At 44.2% G+C, this 20,322-nt stretch carries 12 protein-coding genes; 7 read left to right on the top strand and 5 right to left on the bottom strand.

The window, feature by feature from the left end; genetic code table 11:
* From K3T83_RS31660 to K3T83_RS31685, 6 genes are all read left to right on the top strand, one after another.
* A complete protein-coding gene (locus K3T83_RS31660; RefSeq protein WP_220206915.1) occupies positions 1-1,446 on the top strand; it encodes a hypothetical protein in 1,446 nt (481 codons plus the stop codon).
* Between the two features lie 530 nt (positions 1,447-1,976).
* Positions 1,977-2,678, top strand: coding sequence for a M12 family metallopeptidase (locus K3T83_RS31665; protein WP_220206916.1), 702 nt, complete (start codon positions 1,977-1,979; stop codon positions 2,676-2,678).
* Positions 2,679-2,794: 116 nt separating this feature from the next.
* On the top strand, positions 2,795-3,895 hold the full coding sequence (locus K3T83_RS31670; RefSeq protein ID WP_220206917.1) for a trypsin-like peptidase domain-containing protein: 1,101 nt from the start codon (positions 2,795-2,797) through the stop codon (positions 3,893-3,895).
* A 33-nt stretch (positions 3,896-3,928) separates the two neighbouring features.
* A complete protein-coding gene (locus tag K3T83_RS31675) occupies positions 3,929-9,415 on the top strand; it encodes an effector-associated domain EAD1-containing protein (RefSeq protein ID WP_220206918.1) in 5,487 nt (1,828 codons plus the stop codon).
* Between the two features lie 104 nt (positions 9,416-9,519).
* Positions 9,520-10,257 (top strand): hypothetical protein, encoded by a 738-nt coding sequence (locus tag K3T83_RS31680; protein WP_220206919.1) that lies wholly within the window; start codon positions 9,520-9,522, stop codon positions 10,255-10,257.
* A 67-nt stretch (positions 10,258-10,324) separates the two neighbouring features.
* The gene (locus K3T83_RS31685) at positions 10,325-10,861 is read left to right on the top strand and encodes a hypothetical protein (protein ID WP_220206920.1); all 537 of its coding nucleotides are present in this window, start codon (positions 10,325-10,327) and stop codon (positions 10,859-10,861) included.
* A gap of 590 nt (positions 10,862-11,451) precedes the next feature.
* Here the strand turns inward: K3T83_RS31685 and K3T83_RS31690 are convergent.
* A complete protein-coding gene (locus tag K3T83_RS31690; protein WP_220206921.1) occupies positions 11,452-12,162 on the bottom strand; it encodes a hypothetical protein in 711 nt (236 codons plus the stop codon).
* 216 nt (positions 12,163-12,378) lie between these two features.
* Here K3T83_RS31690 and K3T83_RS31695 point away from each other — a divergent pair, with 216 nt between their 5' ends.
* Entirely contained in the window at positions 12,379-13,686 is a 1,308-nt protein-coding gene (locus K3T83_RS31695) for an NF041680 family putative transposase (protein ID WP_220206922.1), read from the top strand.
* 36 nt (positions 13,687-13,722) lie between these two features.
* Here the strand turns inward: K3T83_RS31695 and K3T83_RS31700 are convergent, their stop codons facing one another.
* From K3T83_RS31700 to K3T83_RS31715, 4 genes are all read right to left on the bottom strand, one after another.
* Positions 13,723-14,703, bottom strand: a complete 981-nt coding sequence (locus tag K3T83_RS31700; protein ID WP_220206923.1) for a TniQ family protein — start codon at positions 14,701-14,703, stop codon at positions 13,723-13,725.
* Positions 14,700-16,037, bottom strand: coding sequence for an ATP-binding protein (locus K3T83_RS31705; protein ID WP_220206924.1), 1,338 nt, complete (start codon positions 16,035-16,037; stop codon positions 14,700-14,702). The genes K3T83_RS31700 and K3T83_RS31705 overlap by 4 nt, the downstream gene beginning before the upstream one ends.
* Positions 16,038-16,039: 2 nt before the next feature.
* Positions 16,040-18,718, bottom strand: a complete 2,679-nt coding sequence (locus K3T83_RS31710) for a TnsB C-terminal domain-containing protein (protein WP_220206925.1) — start codon at positions 18,716-18,718, stop codon at positions 16,040-16,042.
* A 483-nt stretch (positions 18,719-19,201) separates the two neighbouring features.
* Positions 19,202-20,302 (bottom strand): TniQ family protein, encoded by a 1,101-nt coding sequence (locus K3T83_RS31715; protein ID WP_308441695.1) that lies wholly within the window; start codon positions 20,300-20,302, stop codon positions 19,202-19,204.
* Positions 20,303-20,322 lie beyond the last annotated feature (20 nt).

Here is a 20,322-nt window from a genome sequence, read left to right on the forward strand (position 1 = left end):
ATGTTGCTGCATGCTTTAAAGCTCTCGCCCATCATTGAGAAGAGTCTTGCAAATGTGGTAGTGCTGCAAGTCGAATTATTACGCTACGCGGCCAGCGGAGAGAACATAAAGTTTATGGTAACTAATCAGGAGAAGCAGAAGAAGGTGGAGGAAGTAACGCACATGACAGAGGCTTTTGCTAAGTACCTGAAGAGCTTAACACAAATTACACGATTTCGAGGACGCGAAGACGCAATCGCACAGTGGTGTTGGAACGGGCCAGAAGGTCATAGAGGAAAGAAGCGCCAGAAGCACTTAGAGTATCTCGAACAGTTTGTCTGGCTGTCCGGAGAGCAAGAGCAAAAGCAACAATGGTGTGAACGCATTGCTCAGGAAGTGAACGACCTGTTGGATGAAGAGAAGCAAATAATACCAATAGCCAAATTCCTAGAAGGCGAAAAAACAATCCATATTGATAAGAAGGATACTGCTCTCACCTGGCAAGGTGCTGCTTATTGCTTTTTTCTCTATTTCTATGATGCCTTTCTAGGTAATAGTGCTGACAGCGCTACATTCCCAGGTGAGTTATCTAGCACTGGTCAACCATTTGGACGGCAGGCTTTCTTCGAAGCATTCATTGATGCTAATCAAGAGCTTATAATCTGCCCGATCTGTGATGCAAGTCGTTACTACGTGAAAGCTGATAAACATATCTACGGGACTATTGATCATTTTCTGCCCAAGTCGCTCTATCCCCATTTTGCCTGTCACCCCTATAATCTTATCCCGACCTGTCATGGTTGCAACTCTTGGATCAAAAGCACACACAACCCGCTTCAGGGTGAACATGCACTCATGCGGTCCATGCTTCCCTACACACAGCATAATGGTGGCAGCTTCTATCTGCATGTTACGTTAAAAAGCAATACAACCTCTGTAGACGTCGGACCATTGATTCCTCACACTAATGGGAATAAAAAGGGAGTACAGGACATAGAAAAGTTGATCGATACGCTCAAGAGTCTATACAAGATACCAGGACGCTGGCAAGCAGATACCATTGGTGAGACACTATTTCGACGGATGCGCCAATACCTTGACAATGGTAGAGTGATACCTGGCGGCAACAACCTGCCATCCGAGATTTATAACAGCCTCGAACAGCTTCTTTATTACCTGGACCAGGAAGACCGCCAGAAGGACCCACTCGCCTTTGCTCTAACATGGACTCTCGTTGCCTTTATCAAAGAGCAGCTACTCCCCTATCTGCCCCACACAGACGAAAAGTCAAAGCAGAAGAGTAACGCAGCTGAAGCAGCGAAAGAATCTTATCTGCTGAAAGAAATTGAACGATGGTTCAGTGAAGAGGCCAGGAAAGAGGTAACCCAAAGATCAAAGAGAGCACAAGAGTTGTTATCTATTCCGACGAATGTAGTTGATCACGACATGAGAGGCACCGATCAATAAGGCCAAAGTCGTTCAGGAACTCTTGAGAGAAGAGAAAACGCTGGCCCAAATTGTCTCAGAATATGAAGTGCATCCGTCACAATTAAAAAATAAAACCTTTCTTGCTCCACTTAGCGTAATACCCACGACCACTAAAATGGGCATATGAGCAAGTAGCCGAAAAACGGTTACTGATTGAGTTTATCCACCTCATCGCCCATAGTCATATGCTTGCAGAGCAAATTGAAGAGCAATTGCAACTATCGAGGCAAATGGGGAGGATCGATTCGAACTGGAAGTACTGGGACTTATCGCAACAGCTCATATATATAATACTCACGTAAATGTCACATCTCTTCTTCAACACGTAGATTTTCAACGAGATCCAATGGTTATGCGGGTATGTTCCCTTTAGAGGTAGCAACGAAAAACATAGTATATTGATAAATCTGTGCATATCATGTAGTATTACCATATAGACAATCATCAACATATTCTTTCTCTCAATACAGGTCGTCTCGTTATTTATTCTGTCGAACAGGAGTTATAGCATGAGTGAGTCGATGATCAAATTCTACTTTGAACGGACTCTTCCGCTACGCTATCGGCAGCCTTCGTCTGGAGAAACGAAAAGAGATAATTTCGAGGCTGCTGCCGAAAAAGCTTTACGTTGGGAAACCAGAACACTGTACGTAACCTTTCTAGATGGTGATCCACGAGTCCATAAAAGGGTAGAGAAGTATGCGAAACAATGGTGTGAACATGCAAACATTGATTTTGTCTTCAGGAGCCATCCCTCTCCCCAGATACGTATTTCATTCAAGGATAAGTTCACATGGTCCTATATTGGTCGGGAGTGCGAACAAATTCCTCTTTCTCAACCCACGATGAATTTCGGGTGGCTCAAACACGATTCGTCTGATAAGACCTATTCTGCTGCCGTCCTCCATGAGTTTGGTCATGCGTTAGGTTTGATACATGAGCACCAACGTCCTGACATTGAAATTCAGTGGAATAGACCGGCTGTATTCGCATACTTCAAATCTCTGGAACCACCCTGGCCTGATACTCAGATCGAATGGAATATTTTTCACCGTTACGACGAAGGCCAAACGCAGTACAACGAATTCGATCCCCACTCTATCATGATCTATCGCATTGACCCGGGCTGGACCTGCAATCAATGGGGTGTAGAAGAGAATAGCGAACTTTCTCAGACCGATAAGGATTTCATCCGTCAACTCTATCCTTAGTGGAGTTTTTACCGTTCTCGTTGATCTGTTGGCGCATCTCGCCGGGAAGTATTGTATGACTGTGTCTGATGATGCGCGGGTGCGCCTGTTCTCTAAAAAGCTAAAGGAGTGAAACAGTGCCTCGTCTTCTAAGAAAAAGATTATTACCGAACCAGGTCAGCCAGTTTCAGAAAGCTCTGTTGGATGCTTTTGATCCTATAAGTTTTGATAATATGCTTCAAGTGGATTTCGGCCATAGAAGAGAGAGCCTGTATTTTGGGAATTTTCATATGCCTGATCGTGTACTCGGAGTGATAAATGCCGTTGAAGATCGTAGTTGGACCGCTGAACTACTCCTGGCTGCAATACATGCTCGTCCAGATGATCTCGAATTGCAAGAGTTTGCCAGCCAATTTGGACTTGCTTACACAAAACATTCAAAGAAAGCGTTTGAGCGTATTATCTACGAGTCGCATAGCATGTTGGACCCCGACGTATGGATAAAGAGTCTGGCAGAACTGCTTCCACGAGTATGTCGTATTTCTTATACTTCTTTGGGAAATAATCGCATTACCGGGACAGGTTTCCTGGTAGCACCATATATCGTGATGACAAATTACCATGTTATGGAAGATGTTATCCATAATCCCGCGTTAGCATCAAGAGTCAGGCTAAGATTCGATTATAAGGAAGATCTTGATGGCAATGTCCTGTCTAGCGGCACTCCTTATCAACTGGCTCATGAGTGGGATTATGATCATAGCGAGTACAGTCCTATCGATACCATGCCGTATCCGGGAGGTAATGTACCGGAGTCAGAGCAGTTGGATTATGCTCTATTATGTGTGAAGGGTACTCCGGGCAAAGATCACGTACAGAACCTATCAAGTACTACACGTGGATGGATCACATTGCCAGATGATGTTAATCTTGTTCCAAACACTCCGCTTGCTATCTTACAGTACCCAGGTATTCCCAATTTAATGCTGGCTATAGAGACCTCGGGCATCATGACAACGAATAGCAACCTGACTCGCGTTCGCTATTCTACCAATACAGTGGAAGGCTCATCGGGAGCACCTTGTTTCGATGCCGATTGGAATCTAATTGCCTTGCACCACTGTGGAGACCCTAAGTATGAAAATTTTTATAAGCCACAGTATAACCAGGGGATTCCAATAATAGCCATCTGTGATTTACTGAATAAGCGTGGCAAGCCACTCCACCTTACTAACTAGAGAGACAACATCTACACGAGAAGGACGTGAGAGATGTATTTATTAAATCGTGAGCAACTCCAACTATTGGATGAGACCCTTAATGATACATTTAGGACGCGAGAGAGCCTGAACGAGCTGGTGCTAAAAGCGCGTGGGGAAACGCTGGATCAATTGAAGTTCAGTGCGGAAAATGTTTCTCAGTTTATTACTTCACTGCTTCGAAAAGCCATCGATGAAAACTGGTTGGGGCGTTTGATTCAAACTGCTCTAGATCTCCGACCAGACAGCGAAGGACTTCAGAACATCAGCAGCCAGCTCCTCTCAACAATCAGGTGGCATGAACAATGCGACCCATTCGCCACCTGTTACCTTCGAGAGGGAAAGGTTTTATTAGATCGTGAAGAGTTGCGCAACGCTCTAAAAAATCTGCACGATGAGGCGGGAAAACGCATTCTTATTGTGAATGGTGGGCCTGCGAGTGGAAAATCACACAGTTGGGAACTCATTCATTATATAGAATATACGTACAAATTTTTCAGCACTGTTTTCATTGATCTTGATAGTCTGGTGGAGGTAAAGGCAGAAGATCTAGGGTATGCTATTGTATTGCAAATGGGCTTACAGCAATGTTGGCCTGAGGAGTTCAAGCAGCAACAAGAACACTGGATCTCTCTCTTCAGTAACTGGCTGAAAGGAAGACTTGCGGGCGACTCAACAAAATACTGGATTGTCATCGATAGTTTTACTGGAAAGTTACTACTTCCTCGAACTCAGGATTTCATCCATGCTCTAGCTGAGCTGATACATAAACAATTGGCTAATTTGCGACTCATCCTTCTGAGTTACCAGGATCTAAATAGCATGAATACATTCATTCGTAATGGTATTGAATATGAATATATACATGATATTGAAGCCAAGCACCTCCTTCACTTTTTTTGGGCTATCTACGAAGAGCGTGAGGCAAAACAGCACATATCTTTGAGAAATGAGGATATTAGGGACTCTGTGGTTCGGGTCTGGGGGCAGGTCAATCCTGAAGATTCTCATAAAATGGAAAGGCTTGGGAATGCTGCCTATGAAGAAGCCAAACGACTCCTCGTCCAACCAGTGTTAGATAAAATACCCCAGAGCCTCAAAGAAATGGAAGAAGAACTCCATACGTGGGATCTTAGCTATGATCCTTCCATTAGAGCAGCTTCTTCCCCGCCTCGTTATGGTCCCTATTATCAGGCGGCAGCCGTTCTATCTTCCTTTCGAGAGACAGAACTTCGCCCTGTTGATGGCATCCAGGGCGAGGAAAGTATTCAAGATATACTCAAAGAGAGTACTTTACTGCTTGATGGACAAAAGGAGAGACGTTGGGTTTTGCGGCCACACGTGCGGCGGGATGTTATACAACAGATGGGTAATCGTGAAGCACTTCGGCACGCTCTTACAGCAAATTATGTGCGTCCTGATGACCCCGTACAACAATTGTTAACCGCGTATATTACCGGGGGTGCTCCTCCCTTGCCGGAGCAGGACTTATCGCAAACGACAGCCGCTTTTCAGGTCGTAGATTGGCTAGAGAACGTTATTCCTGATCTCCCTGCCAAAAGTGATATCCAACAACGACAAGAGCTACTTAGCCTCCTTCAACCTTTCTATGAGTTGGCCGGAGACAATTTCCGTGGACGGCAATATGATTTGAATAGGTTGCGTGAATACATAGGCATTCTATCCACTACTCCAGCCAGCAGCGATAAGCAGTTCGTGACGGATGCCCTTCATTTCCAGGATCAGGCATTAACCATCTACGGGCCAGGGGGAGCGGGAAAATCCACTTTGCTGGCCCGTTTCATCCTGAATAACGCTCAACTCGCTCAGGAACAACGCTTTCCGTGGGCCTATATTGACTTCGAGCGCCCCAGTATGCGTATCGAAGAACCTCTCACCATCTTAATCGAGGCGGTACGACAACTCGGAATTCTCTATCCTGATATACGCAAGTATTGCGATAAGATATGCGATACAATGCGTAATCAGGTTGCGAAATACGAGCAAAGGAGAATTTCGAAGGGGATAGAGTTAATAAATAGTCGGAAAGAGTGGGAAAGGTTTGCCGAAGATTTTGCATATTTATTACAACCCTTTACAAAGCACGCTCCTTTTCTACTTGTGTTAGATACCTTTGAACGGAACCGACACTACAGTCACGTTGTATTCGCAAGCTTCTGCTCATTCTTGAATATAATGAAACACTTACTCCCTCAACTAAAAATCATATTTATAGGGCGATACCCCATCTCAGGCACTTCTGATTATTCAATTGGACGTTATGCTCTCAAAGGTTTTGACGCTGAAACTGCGCAAGGATATCTGGAGACGCAGACACACGGCTTGCTTACCTCTGAGCAAGCAAAAGCAATTGTTAACCACTTTGGTTCTTATACTCTACCGCTTACTCTAAAATTAGTAGTACTGGCTTTAGAGAAATTGGGCCAACTTGAGATCGAGAATCTTATACAAAAGGACCTGCTCAAATCTCGCCTCGATGAAAGTGCATTTCAAGGACAACTCTTCTTACGCATTCTTGACCATATCCAGGACCAGGATGTACGTAAGCTAGCTTATCCAGGTCTCGTCTTGCGTCGTATCACGCCCGAATTGATTCAAGATGTATTGGCGACTCCCTGCGGCATTCTGCTAAAAAACCATGACGATGCCCAGCATCTCTTCGGAAAGCTCCGGCGCGACGAGTCACTTGTGCAATTTGAAGATGGTGCCTTGCGCCATCGTCCAGAGCTTCGCGTTATCATGATCAGATTGCTACGACAGCGAGATCACGAGAAAACTTGTCGCATTGAAGAGGCTGCAATTGCATACTACGAGCGCCTGGAAGATCCCATTGCACGAGCCGAGGAATTATATCATCGTTTATCCCTGCATCAGCCTATCGAAATACTCAATAAACGTTGGACAGATGATAGTGTTGTAAAGACTCGTCTCCTGGACGCTCTCGATGAACTCTCTGGTATGACAAAGGCATGGTTGGCAGTTCACTTGAATGTCCCTCTTACAGACGAAGATCGGAGTGTGGCTGATTCAGAGAGCTGGGAGCGCGATACTGAACGGCGAGTAGAGGAGCTTCTACAACGAAATCAAGCAGAAGGAGCCATTGCTCTGCTACAAGAACGCGAGGAACGGAGTTCCGATAGTCCTCTCTACGAACTTCAAGCTCAAGCATATGAACGGCTGCAAAAATGGGAGGAAGCTATCTCCACACTTAAAAATGGACTCTCATCGGCTTCTGACGTACGACTTGTTGTTGCTTTGCTCATTCATCGCGCCCGTCTGGAAACACAACGGATGAACATCCAGCAAGCTCATCAGTGTCTGGATGAAGTCAGGGCGCTGCTACTCAATCACAATGAAACCTCTCTCTCCGCCGATGAAGTCTCTCTCTTCTTATTGGAGATCGGGCTGCAGGATCTTGGATTGGATCGTATTGAACGAAAGATCACACCCTCTGATTTCAAAGAGCGCCTTTATATCCTGTTTGATAGTATAGCTGACGAGCAGATTGAGCAGCACCCGGCGTTAATGGGTTGGTTTGCCGGAGAACTAGGACGAGATCGCCCTGCAATTACTGCCCGTATTATTCGTCGAACAGGACTCTATACAGAAAGAATAAGTGCATGGCGAAGGTTAGTAGATGCATTGACAACCTGGGAACAGGAGGTAGTGAGAGATGGGATCAGGTCTCCGGGAGAGTTGACACGAGCAGCAGGTTTCTCTGAAATAGAGCTTTCAGTTGAAGAATGGACTGATCGTTTGCAAGCAGACAAGACGAATATACGTGTGCGGTTTATCACGAGGGTATTGGAGCAGCAACCGCCTCCACCTCCTACAGTTATCGAAGCAGTTATCGATATTTTAGGAGAGAGCGCCTGGAGTGGTCCTAACCCCATTGCTATCGTGCAACGTGGAAGTAATCGTCTCTTCGCAGTTGAACCACTGAGAACGTTCACTCCTTTGTTTGCTCTTCCCCAGCTAGCGGAAGAGTCCACAGAATACAAATCTGTTGAGCTTGGAACGTTAACCTCATCGCAGTTCGCTCAATTTCGTGACGCATTGCTTCACAGTTTTAACCGGGATGATCTAGTGCAAATGGCACAGTTCAGGCTAAACAAGAATTTAGAAGCACTATCGCTTAGTGACGACCCTGTAGTAACCGTGAACAAACTTATTGAACTGTCTCAGGCAGAAGGTTGGACTGCACAACTCCTTGCAGCCGTACTTGATGCCCATCCTGAAGATGTCAGCCTACGAACCTTTGCGGATCAATTTGGGCTGGCCGCCAAAATTTTACCCTCTGATGTACGTGAGAAATCTGAACACTTTGAGCAATTAGCCACAATGAGCAATGGTAAATTCGCAGATATAGCACAAATGCGCTCACGCCTGGGAGTACTTGAGACAGAGATCTGCCTGGTAGAAATTGGTGATGCTATATACGGTACAGGTTTTCTTATTGGCCCCAATATAGTGATGACAAGCTATCACCTCATAGAAACGATAATGAAGGGATACGCTAATCCACAAGACGTGCTGTTACGTTTTGATTACAAAATGCTCCCTGGCGGTGAGACTGTGAGCACAGGAACTATCTACCAGCTAGCAAACAACTGGCTGATTGATTACAGCCCGGTTACAAAACTCGACTTTGCTCTCTTACGAACTTCTGGGACGCCTGGTAAAGAGCCAGTAGGTGGCGAAAGGGCAGAACCATCGGCACCATCACGAGGATGGATTTCTCTGGCCTCTCCTGCACCAGAAGTGATTATTGATACACCACTTTGTATTTTACAGCACATTGAAAAAGGCCCATTACAGCTTACCTATCATCCACATGGCATTATTGGTTTGGGTCAACGCGATACCCGTCTCTTTCATAGGGTCAATACTGCTCCTGGAGCGAGCGGTGCTCCTTGCTTTAATCAAAACCTGGAACTCATTGCTGTTCACCAGGGAGTATCGAGAAAACGGAATGGCATTTCTCACAATGTTGCCACTCCACTGAGTGCTATTCTCGCTGCTTTAAGACAGGAAAATGTAGCCCCTCCTGATCAGCCAGAAGATAGGAGAAGCGGCACTAACCAGCTACAACTCCATGTCCATCTTCGCATCAGTACAATCATACAATCCATTGAAAACACACGAAAGCTTTTTATGAAAAATAGCTATATTCCTCCTAAACGATATAAAGAAAGCATAGAGATATTACGTAGTACCAAAAACAGCTTGCTAGATCTCCGCCAATACCTGGACGATACCCTTCTCAATCCTACGACATATTTACCTGACTCTATTGTGCAACATTATCCAGCTAGCATCAGTGGGATAAATGATATAGTAGCAGAGATAGAAACCGTTATTTCAGCACTTACTCCTGATGAAGAAAATCGTCAACTGATACAAAGGAAAACAGAAGCATTGATAAGTCATCTCCAGAGACTAGAAAGCTTTATCTGTGGGGCTAAAAGTTCGCTGTAACTAGTCTATAGTGTAGGCGGATTTTATGAAACATTAGAAATAGAAATTCATCCTTTGAGTCGAATGAGAAAACGTGGTTTGTACCATACAATGGATTATGCCATATGGCAGATGCCAGAGCTGGCTTGCTCAATCGTATTGCTCGCCAGCATAATGTTTATGACATTCAGACAGCTTCGTCTCAAGAGAAATTTGAGATTTATCTGGGGATGCTGGAAGCAATGTTTTTTTTGCTCCAAAAAATACCAATCCAGGACGACGACCTCAACGATATTGAGAATGGCCTCAACGTGATTTATCAGGGCTTCTATGATTTTCTTCATGGAAAAGAGTCACTAGATATCGATTTGAATGCTCATATGAAAGAGCTTAATCGCGCGATAGGAAGCTTCTTGTCAGCACGACGGCAGGGTAAAGCGAAGAAGGTACATTTCATGGAGCTACAAAAATCTCGTTATTACATGTATCTCTTATGCTATGATTTAGGGCGCAAAATAAACTTTCGTTCTTCAGGGATAGATGCCTATAATAGGCGTCTATACAGGATATACACGAAAATTGATACAATCACGAAGGTCAAAAAAATCAAGGAGCGGGATCTTGAAGAAATGAAGGATGTCCTTCTTATCCTTGATAGTGACTTCTACAGCTTTCTTAAAAGAAAAAAACAACCTCCGGGTATTAATTTTGACCACGAGATAAAAAAGTTTTTCGAGGTCCGCTCACTTTTTCAAGAAGCGCTCTCATACTCTATTGGCGTTTCTGAGTATTACACATGTTTACTTGATTGTAAATATGCTGTTCATCTATTGCTTGATGCCTTGCTATTCGATTGGTCTTGAAAAAGCGTTTTTTTTGTTGCATACTTTAGGTAATGCTTTTTGTATGGCGCTCAGGAGCAGCAAACCTATGTCAAACAGAACAACGCGCACGGCAGGTGATGAGCAAAGAATAGTAGCTCTGTTTCATCTCTACACTTTTTGTGAGATCGTACACAATCATCTCATGATAATCGAAGAGATGGAAGCCACACTAAACGAAAGCAGTATTCCCTTTAGAGGACGTGGAACCATTCGTCCCGTTCAATGCAATAGAGCAGTCAATACGCTTCAGGAGGTACAATTAAAACTCCACAGCTTTTGTCAACTTTTTCATAGCGATATTACCAGCCTCCCCATAGCATTCACTATTTTGAGTTTTCGATTTTTGCCTCTGATTAACGAGGCAAATGAGCAAACAATCTTATTGATTCATCTTATCGAAGATTTTCGTAGTGATTGCATGACTCCTTCTTCAGCTGTGCTTCAGCAACGCAAAAGTATTTTTGTAGCATTTGGACGGCTATTATCTCACTTATATTCTATACCTCTCCAATTCATGGATATAAAAACAGAAGCACGTCAGATCACAGTCAAGCTCGTTTTACAGCATCAACAAAGCACATAACTTTTCGTCAATGAGTTGTGCGCTAGGCTATCACGCCCTCAAACTATTGCAAAGTCGTCTGGATAACCTGTTCTAGTTGCGGCTGTTGAATTTTATCTCTCTGCCACCCTATGATGCCGATCTCATTTAGAAAAGAAGAAGTTCCCTGAACAGATTAAGCAGAAATGCCTGCAACGGCATGCGTCACAGGTACAGCAATAGCGCCACACTTGTAAGTTCATCTCATAACGGTTCCAGATACTTTGGGTAAGCGAGAAATAGATGTATTGTTTGACAATAGGTGTTCGTACTTTTTTCGGAGTTACACTGGAATATTTCGGAGGTTTCTAAAGGCATTTGGCCCCTTCGTGTTCATTTCATTTCGGAGTTACGGTGGAATTCCCAAGCAGAGCGCGCTTGTAATTTAACCCATAGGTTTTGCAGAATCTGTAAAACTATGCTTCTCTTTTTCGTTGCAAAACTATGCTTCCTCTTTGACCAGTAAAAAACATGCAGGTTTTTAATCAGCTAAGAAATTGTTTTGAATGATTAGCCAGCTATAGAGCAAGGTAGATAATAATGAAGCCGTTATACACCTCTTATTAGTTTTTCTATGTATAGCCGAGATCTTGTAGCGCTAACAGCCATACCTCATGATTTTTTCTTGAACGCAATACATGCTTATCTTCTAAAATCCTGCAAACTTGCCTTATACTGGGGTAAATTTTCTGTTTATGAAGCTGAAGAACTGCTTGGCAAATATCTTCAGCTATTGCCGCCTGTTTTTCTGTATGCCGCGCTTTACGCTCTGCAGAGCGTCGTGCTGAAATTTGCTGACAAAGATTCCTAAAATTATCACGAAAAATGTACGCTGGGTAATTCATTTCCCTTGCCAATTCATTCACAGATGGTACTTCTTCACTAGAATTTAATACTTCATTCAACCTTCTCTCAATTCTCGCATACTCAAACCGTTCTTGCCTCTTAGTTATAATCGCTTTGCAAAGAACAGGGAAATATCTATGTAGTGTTGTTGCGCCATAACCTGTCTCTCTAACAACGGCCGTTAAAGGCAAATATTCTTCACTATTCAACGTACGTTCCAATGTTTTCTTTATCAAAAGGAGAGCCTCTTCATTAATTATTCGATGTTGTCGCTCAACAATCGCCTTGCATAATTCAGGGTAATACTTTCTTAAAGTTTTAGCATCTAAACCTAGCTGTGTCGCGATCTCAGACAAGCTTGGATAAAACTCTGCATTTTCAATCGTCAGCACATTAGTTAAAATTTCACGTATTCGCCGGATATCATCGATCTTCACCTTAATCCCTCTACCTGACGCCATTATTGACCATTGACCTACGGCCAATACCTCAGTTTTTGGAAATTGATTTTCTTGCATCGTCAAAAAATTTAAAGGTGCAATAGATTTCTTGTTTAAACTAACGGAGCAAAAGAGAGCGACCGATCTTGCGAAAGGTCGCTCAACCGAGTAAAGTTCCAGTATCAACCCAAAGATACAAGGAGCAAAACTCGTATGCACCTTAACACACTCAAAGCCTTTCGTCACGCGGTGTATGGGACGTTGGAACGGGCCAAAGATGCCCTGTTCAATCTGTTGGATGCATTGGTGACAGAGGATCGAGCGCACTCGTTGCCAGAATTGTCGCTGTCTCCGCATTTTGAGCGGGGCTGGGGAAGCGTCTACGAAGCGCTGGAAGATGGGCGCATCAATGAAAAGCACCTGCGAGAGGTCTTGGTAAACTTCCGCCCAGCCTCTTGTTCTCCCTTGCGCTTGGCGGTGGATGCCACCGGGATCGCCCGTCTGAAAGCTGTCACCTCGGCAGATCGCAGCGCCCAAATGGTTCACAATTTGCCGGAAGGCGAAACGGCCAGGACGTATGGCTGGCAATTTTCGACGGTGGTGGCATTGCCGGAGCAGCCTAGTAGTTGGACCTATGTCCTCTCGGTGCAGAGGATCGAGACCGCGATCACTGCTCAGCAGATGGCTTGGACGCAGTTGAGGGAGCTTGCTCCCCAGTTGCCGACTGACACGATCATTTTGATGGATCGGGGCTATGATTCTGCTTGGTTGTGGTGTCAATTGAGTACCTTGCCCGTTCAAGGCACGTTGATTCGACTCAAGAAGAATCGCTGTTTTTACCGTCCAGCTCCAGCGCCAACAGGCAAACGTGGTGCCCCACGCAAACGCGGAGAGAAATTGCAGCCCTGCGATGTGACAACGCACAGCGACCCAGACGGCACGTGGTCTGGCTCTGATACTGTTGGACGCCCGGTGCAACTGCGTTGGTGGCACAAGCTCACGCTCAAGGAGGCTGGCTGGTTGAAGCTGTGCGTGATCCGCGTGGAACGCCCACAGGCCAAGCGAACCAAGTGTGATCCACGAGTCAGTTGGTTTGTCTGGATTGGACAAGCAAGCGCTGATCTGCCTGCCGCCACTCTGAGCTACGTCCATCGCTTCAGCCAAGAACATGGGTATCGTTTTGACAAACAAAGTCTGCTGTGGGACAAGCCCAAGTTGCGGACCCCAGAACAGTTTGAGCGCTGGAGCCATCTGGTGGCAATTGCCCACAATGTGCTGGTGCTTTCTCGTTACTTGGTTACTCCTCAGCTTCGCCCGTGGGAAAACCGACACCGCGAGCTTTCCCCGCAACAGGTGCGTCGAGCGATGAGCAAATTGTTGCCACAATTGGGCACTCCTGCTCGTTCTCCACGACCTCGCGGAAAATCGCCAGGGAGACCTAAAGGGGCCACGATTCGCAAAGCTGAGCGCTTTCACATCATTCATCAGAAGCCGAAAGTGCCTCCACTGGTCCCAAAATAGACAGCTGATTGGCTTTTTCATGCGTTTTCGCTCTTTTCACGGAACGGCTTGCCGTCTTCCGTAAAAAGCTGTTAGTTTAAACAAGAAAATAGATAATGTATAACATATATGCAAAAAAGAGTAAATATAAGGTAAATCTTCTTTTCTAATATAACCCCATAGGCTTGCTGCTGTTATATTGAGCAAACGAGCAAATGCATTCATACGACTTTTTGCCATATTTTCCATATAAGCATTGATCACAAATGCAAAATGTCCTTGCTGAGGTATCTCTAATAAATTCGGGGCGGCCTCAAGCATTTCTCCAACACCCTCAACAACCCAACATTGCTGGCTAGCCTCCTTTGTATCGCATACAACTAATTCCGTAGGTTCAAAATTGAAAACATCTCCGAGCCAACCTTCACAAAACGAACAATGTCCTGGAAGAGTTATTTTTGTCAATATAGGTTGTCTCTTCAAACATTGAGGACATTCTATTGTTAGTAATCGTTTGTGCCGTAAGCAAATATCAATACCATTAAGTGTCCAAATAAGAGGCTCATATATGGGTTCTTGTCTCTGTTTCCATTCTTCCAAGCACAGTAAACACCATCTTTTATGTTTACAGAGTAATCTATCAACTGCAAGCACATTTCTCCAAGTTAGTAACGTCAAAAAACGTAGATCTTGCCGAGAAGTTAAATTTTGCAATACTTCTACCCACATGGCAGAAATAGGGCTTATACCATTAAGAGTTGATATATTCTCAATCCGAAAATTATTGAAGTGATATCCATAATCGAGGGCATCATTGAATCGTTCGAGTTCTGGCAAAATTATTTTCATTACCAAAGCTTGCAGAGTCACACAATGTACCTGAGCTAGGCGCGTAACATAGCTAGTTAAACTTTCCACGTATGGCGTTCCAATACCAATTGGTTCCAGGCTATATAAGCGACTACGCGGAGGAACGGAAGGAATGTTGACATCCCATATCTTATAGCATTCTATCTGATCTATGTCCGAAATACTCATACCGATTTATTCTCAGGAGAAGGTATAACTTGACCGGTTCTGTCACGTTTCGGATTACGTCGTCCAGGCTGAGAAATACGCGATTTTGCCTTTTTTGACACTTTAGAAACTTCATCAGCAACCTTTTCTCTAGTCTCTGACTTATTCCCATTAGTTTGTGCAACTTCAAGGTATTTAGCTTCTTGATTAGGCAATGGGGTACTCTGATTTTGCTGTGTCTCGGATGAAGTTTCTGGCTTACCTTCTCCTGTAGGATACAAACCCAGCATCTCCCGTAATTTGGTATGTTGTTCTGGCTTGGCAGCGAGTTCTTTTTCGCCTTCATGGGCTTCTACCATCATTTCAAAAAGTTCGGCTTCAGAAAATGCATGTTTTTCTAGCAGTTTCAAGCTCAATGTCTTTTCATTTGCCTCCATTGCGGCTCGAACCGCGCGTATAAGCATCAGCCGGAGGTTGCCTAGACATCCAATGGACCGTTCGTAACAGAATTCCCAATTTTTTAGGAGTACATCTGTTTCCTCTGCAAAAGGTAAGCGCTGCTGGAACGTTCCCAGGATATTTTTAAACTGTGATAATTCTTTTTTTGTCGTGTGGTATCTGGGAAAGTGGATATCCAAACTACGCCCAATGAGCTGAGCACTTAAATTTCGTAGTGGCAATAACTCATATGTACCAATGAGAACGTGGACCGTTTCTGTAATATCAGCTAAGGACTTGATGCAATCTAGTTGATTTTGAAGCTGACGACCTCCACTCACCTTACCCAAGTGTTGTGCTTCGTCAATAATAACTGCTCTAGGGCGACGACGGCGGATAGCAGTCTCGAACGAAACACGCAAAGCATCTTTAGTTCCCTCTGGCGTTCGTCGTCTTGTTTTTGCAGACCAGGTTGCCTCCATCTCGCCCTCGCCATTCCCAGTATTTAAGAGAACTTTGTGATCGATCAAAGGCTCTTCCAGGGCAATAAGAGCGCTCTGCAAAAAATCTTTCCAGCTAAAAGAATTATTCATCGGAGGTCTTGGCAGTATACTAACAATTGGAATTTGCTCCCGATCCTCCTGAAGCGCTGGCAGCATCTCTGTGATAATTTCTTTTATCACGTGATTTTTCATTGTAGTTTTGCCGACCCTTGCAGGGCCATATACTAGAATGAGAGAAGCTCCACCAGGCTCACGAATCGCTTCCCGCAAAGATTGATCTGCAGCCTTCAAATGCGGATGAGCAACAGTACGCTTGAATTCCTGCAAACGTTCATCCTTAGTCATTACTGCATACTTTTTACGGTCCACAGGCAAATTATCACCCTCAGCCTGGGACTCATCTGGTTTCGACATCGCTAATACTCTCCATATATTTCCACATCATCTTTATCATCGACTTCTTCATCTTGTATTTGTGGAGGCATAGAAGATGCTTGTAAAGCCTGAAACTGATTGACGTAACTTGCATCAATAACTTGCAAAATTTCCCGTGATTCTGCATCATAGAGGCGTTGTATCCCAAACTTTTCTTCAGCCTCAACAGAAGTAAGAAACTCAGCAATCTGTTTCATTGTAAGCGTGAAATGTTGAGCATGGACGGAACGTCGCTTCCGTAATTCTGCGGAAACCATTTTTAACTCACGTTCAGAATGATTGCGCAGGATAGAATAGTGAGCCGCAAGACACTGAATCCATTGGCCTTTCACAAACGCAAAAGCTCTGCTTATATCGAACGGATCATATCGTAGGAGTACTTCAGTATTTTCAACATCAGGGTTCTTAAACGCATCTGCCCAGTAAAATTCATAATGAATCTTCACTCCTCGTCCAGGAATGACTTTTGCCTTCCCCTGCGATGTAGTAGGTAAAGTCATCATAAGAAAGGTTTCATCGTATGGGATCATACGATAGGATCGCACTCCACTTAGCTTTATACCCGCGATAAACTCATCTCGTGGAGACTGCTCAAGAGCAGAGTGCATACGCTGATCGTAAACCTCATAAAACCACTCACATAATCTTCTATAAAATGCTGGTAAGGTCCATTTCGCTTTACGATAGGGATCAACACTTTTAGTCATTTCTCGGGGCTTCTTCGTGTTCTGTGTATTTGCCATAACGTTATTAATAAAGCTCGTATTGGTGGTACCAAACAAACGCTCAATAACTGATCCAGCACGAGGTTCAGCAGAAGGACGCTCTAACTTTGTGATATCGTAAAACGCCAGCAACGTTTCAAAATAGGTGCTGCCGAAGTCCGATCCTCTATCCACTACGAGGGTTTGCGGTAAACGCCCATGCCTCCGTACACATTCTCGTAAGACCATCATATCCGAACGATAACTTGGATCGTCAAATGTTAGATAGACAGCAAGAACACGCCGAGAATAGGCATCTGTCATAACTGTAGCCCAGGGTTTTCCCAACACTTTGCCCGTACGAGAGGATCGCAATACCACATCTAGCTGATCATGATCGAGATGAACAACCTGAAAAGGGAAGTCACCGTGACGAGGAGTACACTGGTCAAGCATAAGATACATCGTTTTCTCCTGATAGGCCGCTCGACGCCCTTTGCGTCTCAGCGTCTGTTCATATCCTTTACGCTTCTTTATTTCCTTGCAAAAAGTTTTATAGGTCGGAGTTGGTATACCCTCTGTTTCACAAGCATGAGCTAGTTGTGCCCAGGAATGGACACGAACCTTTTGTCTGTCAGTCTCATAATCGTTTTTAATGTGCTCTATCATTTTGTCTATGGAAACTTGAGGTAACTTCCTCTGGGCGTTGCCAGAACGTTGATACCTAGCCAGCAATCCAATATATCCATGACCATAATCGCGCTCGGCTTTCTCCCACTTTTTCTCCCAATCACGTAGGGTCCGATAGGGAACTTGCAGTGTTTCTGGCGTAGCACCTGCACGATACTGCTGTAGTAGTGAGTGCCTTTTGTTTGCAGCTTCATAATCTTTCATGCCTGCTTTAGACAGAATCTCGTGCCCGTTTTCACTTATACCTCTAGTATCTGTCTTTTTATTATTGTCAGGCTGAATAATCTTTCCTTGTACTACCCAGGCCTGAAAATCCTCTTTCGATATTTCTGCCCAATCCTTTTGTTCTGACCGCATATAAAAGGCAGTTTCTCCAATGTTACAAATCGTCCACACACGACCATCCCAAACAATATCCTGACCTATTCCAACATCCACATATTGAGGCCTCGCAGGTCGATACGGATTCTCATCGAGAATAATATAAGCACGTGCTACTTCCTGATCACGAAAGAAATGCACATATTTACTATCAGCAAGAGGTGCAACTGCAAGATTTACATAGATATGTTTAAGGAGTAATGCATGATAGATATGCTGAGCTTCAAGCTGCTCTAAGAGCTCCGCAAAAGTTATTACTGGCTCTTCAGAAAATAAGTTCTGCAAAACTTTTAAAGCTACTGGGTCAACTTGCGCACATGACTCTCTTACTAGATCTTCTATAAATCTCAAATTGCGTAGGTAAATAGGGTTCAACTCAGCGTCAGATCGCACTCGGTACTTAAGTCCATAGCGAGCAGCATAGGCTTCGCCGGGTGGACAACGCCAATTGCCTTCTCCGTCCAGTTGATACCGATTAGCCATAGATTTGGCAAGCTCTTTTAGCTGCTCTTCCGGTTTCCATTCCTCCCATCCTGCACTATCAGCATATAACACAAAAAAGTCTGGCGTATTCCAAAATACAACAGGTCTAGGATGCTCTCCACTGGACATATAACGCATTTCTATTTTTGATGGTTGATCATAGAGCTCTAGTACCATGTCATCATTTTCCATGTTGTAGATGGCTGGGAATTCTACGGTCCGACTCTCAAACTGGATTGTTCGTTTCATTTTCTTGCTTGGGTAACGTCCTGTCCAATTTCCGACTCGGCTTTGCCTGTTACGTACTGGTTCAGATGAGCGAATCTCCTGAATTTTTTTACAGGTAGCCTCAGGGAATTTTAGCTTGTCACACCACAAAGAAAAATCAAGTGGTTGAAGCATACTATTACTCCTATTTCAGGATACGACGGCTACTCTTCTAATGCACAATCATAACCTACTCATTCAGACAGACACGGCTTTTCTCAGTGAATGAACCAGAACCGTGCTTGGCATTTGCGAAAATAGTAAAAACTTACACCTAAAAGTCCTACTATCCCATCTTCATATCTTTTTGTGATCCCTATCATGATTAGAAACATCCCCATCTAACTGATGACGAGCATCTAGAAATGCGCGACGCATCTCATATTCTCGAAAACATCCCGGTTTTCCCAATACAGCACCCACGCGTTGGTAGGTAAGATTCATTCCCCGGTTTTGTACAATGAGAGCTGCTTCATGAATCTGAGCTTGCAGAAGAGATTTTCTATGCTCTCCCTGTTGTCTGCGATACTCTTTATAGCGAAGAGAGATTGTTCGGCAGTGCTCAGGGAAATGAGTCGATATTGTTCTCGCATGATGACCTAGTTGTTGTGCCACCGCCTACATAGAAACTGGTTCGTGCTGCTGATCGGAGAGGATCTCTTCAAGGGCCTGCCTTACCTTCGCACGATCAAAAAAACGACGCAAATCTTCTTTTATTACTGATTTCTTGGGCGAATAAGAATCAGGCAAAGTATCATCCAGTCCAACAAGTAGTTGGAGCAGAGAAAGGCGAAATTGTAAACAAAGCCGGAATAAGAAAGGCAGTGATGGAGGAAAACGCCCTTGTACAAGTTCCCATAGAGTAACTTTGGGTAGTTCAAGGCAACGCGCAAATGCCGCAATGTTACCTTCAGTCGTGATAGAAATAAGTTCACTCAATGATTTAACAAAAACATCTCTTGATACTGAAATTGACGCTGATGAAATATAGGCCAAGAAATTTCCCGTCATTTCAGCAATATAGATATCTTTTTCCTCAATCTGATTAGCGTTGCCAATGTTTCCTAACCACCTACCACAACCCGAACAGTAGCCAGGGCGAGATCGCCAAGCAAGCCACGGAAGATGCGAGAGACAATGCGGGCACCGCTTTTCTAACAAACGATGATGCTCCAGACAAATGTTTACGCCACTGATTGACCAGAAAAGCGGTTCATAAATAGGAGCATTCTGGCGCTGCCATTCGCTATAGCAAATTGGGCACCATTGCCTAGTTGGTTGAAATAGATTACGATGTGATACAGCATTAGCCACAGCAAGCATGGTCAGTTGGGAAAGATCGTTGCGAGCGGTTAGTAGAGCCAATATATTGACCCAGTCAGATGCCATAACGCCGTTACCATTTATCGGAGTTGCATAACGCAAGAAACTGCTAATATTTCGGCTTTGATCACCAGCAATATAGTGCTTAGAGATAAGTGGGGCAACGATATGCTGAAGCATTGTTCCTGTATGTATATGATGCTCATATGCAAGTCGGCATATATAGCTAGTCAATGATTCAACAAAGGGGCTGCCAAGGCCAAGAGGAGCTAGACTATATAAACAACTTCGAGATGGAATGTCTGGGATATCTATCTCCCAAATAGGAAAGGAAGATGAGGGTGCTTCATGGAAGTACGAAAGCATGAATATTCTCTTTCTGACCAGAGCCAACATTTGCGATATCACAGCGACCA

The organism is Reticulibacter mediterranei, assembly GCF_016587455.1.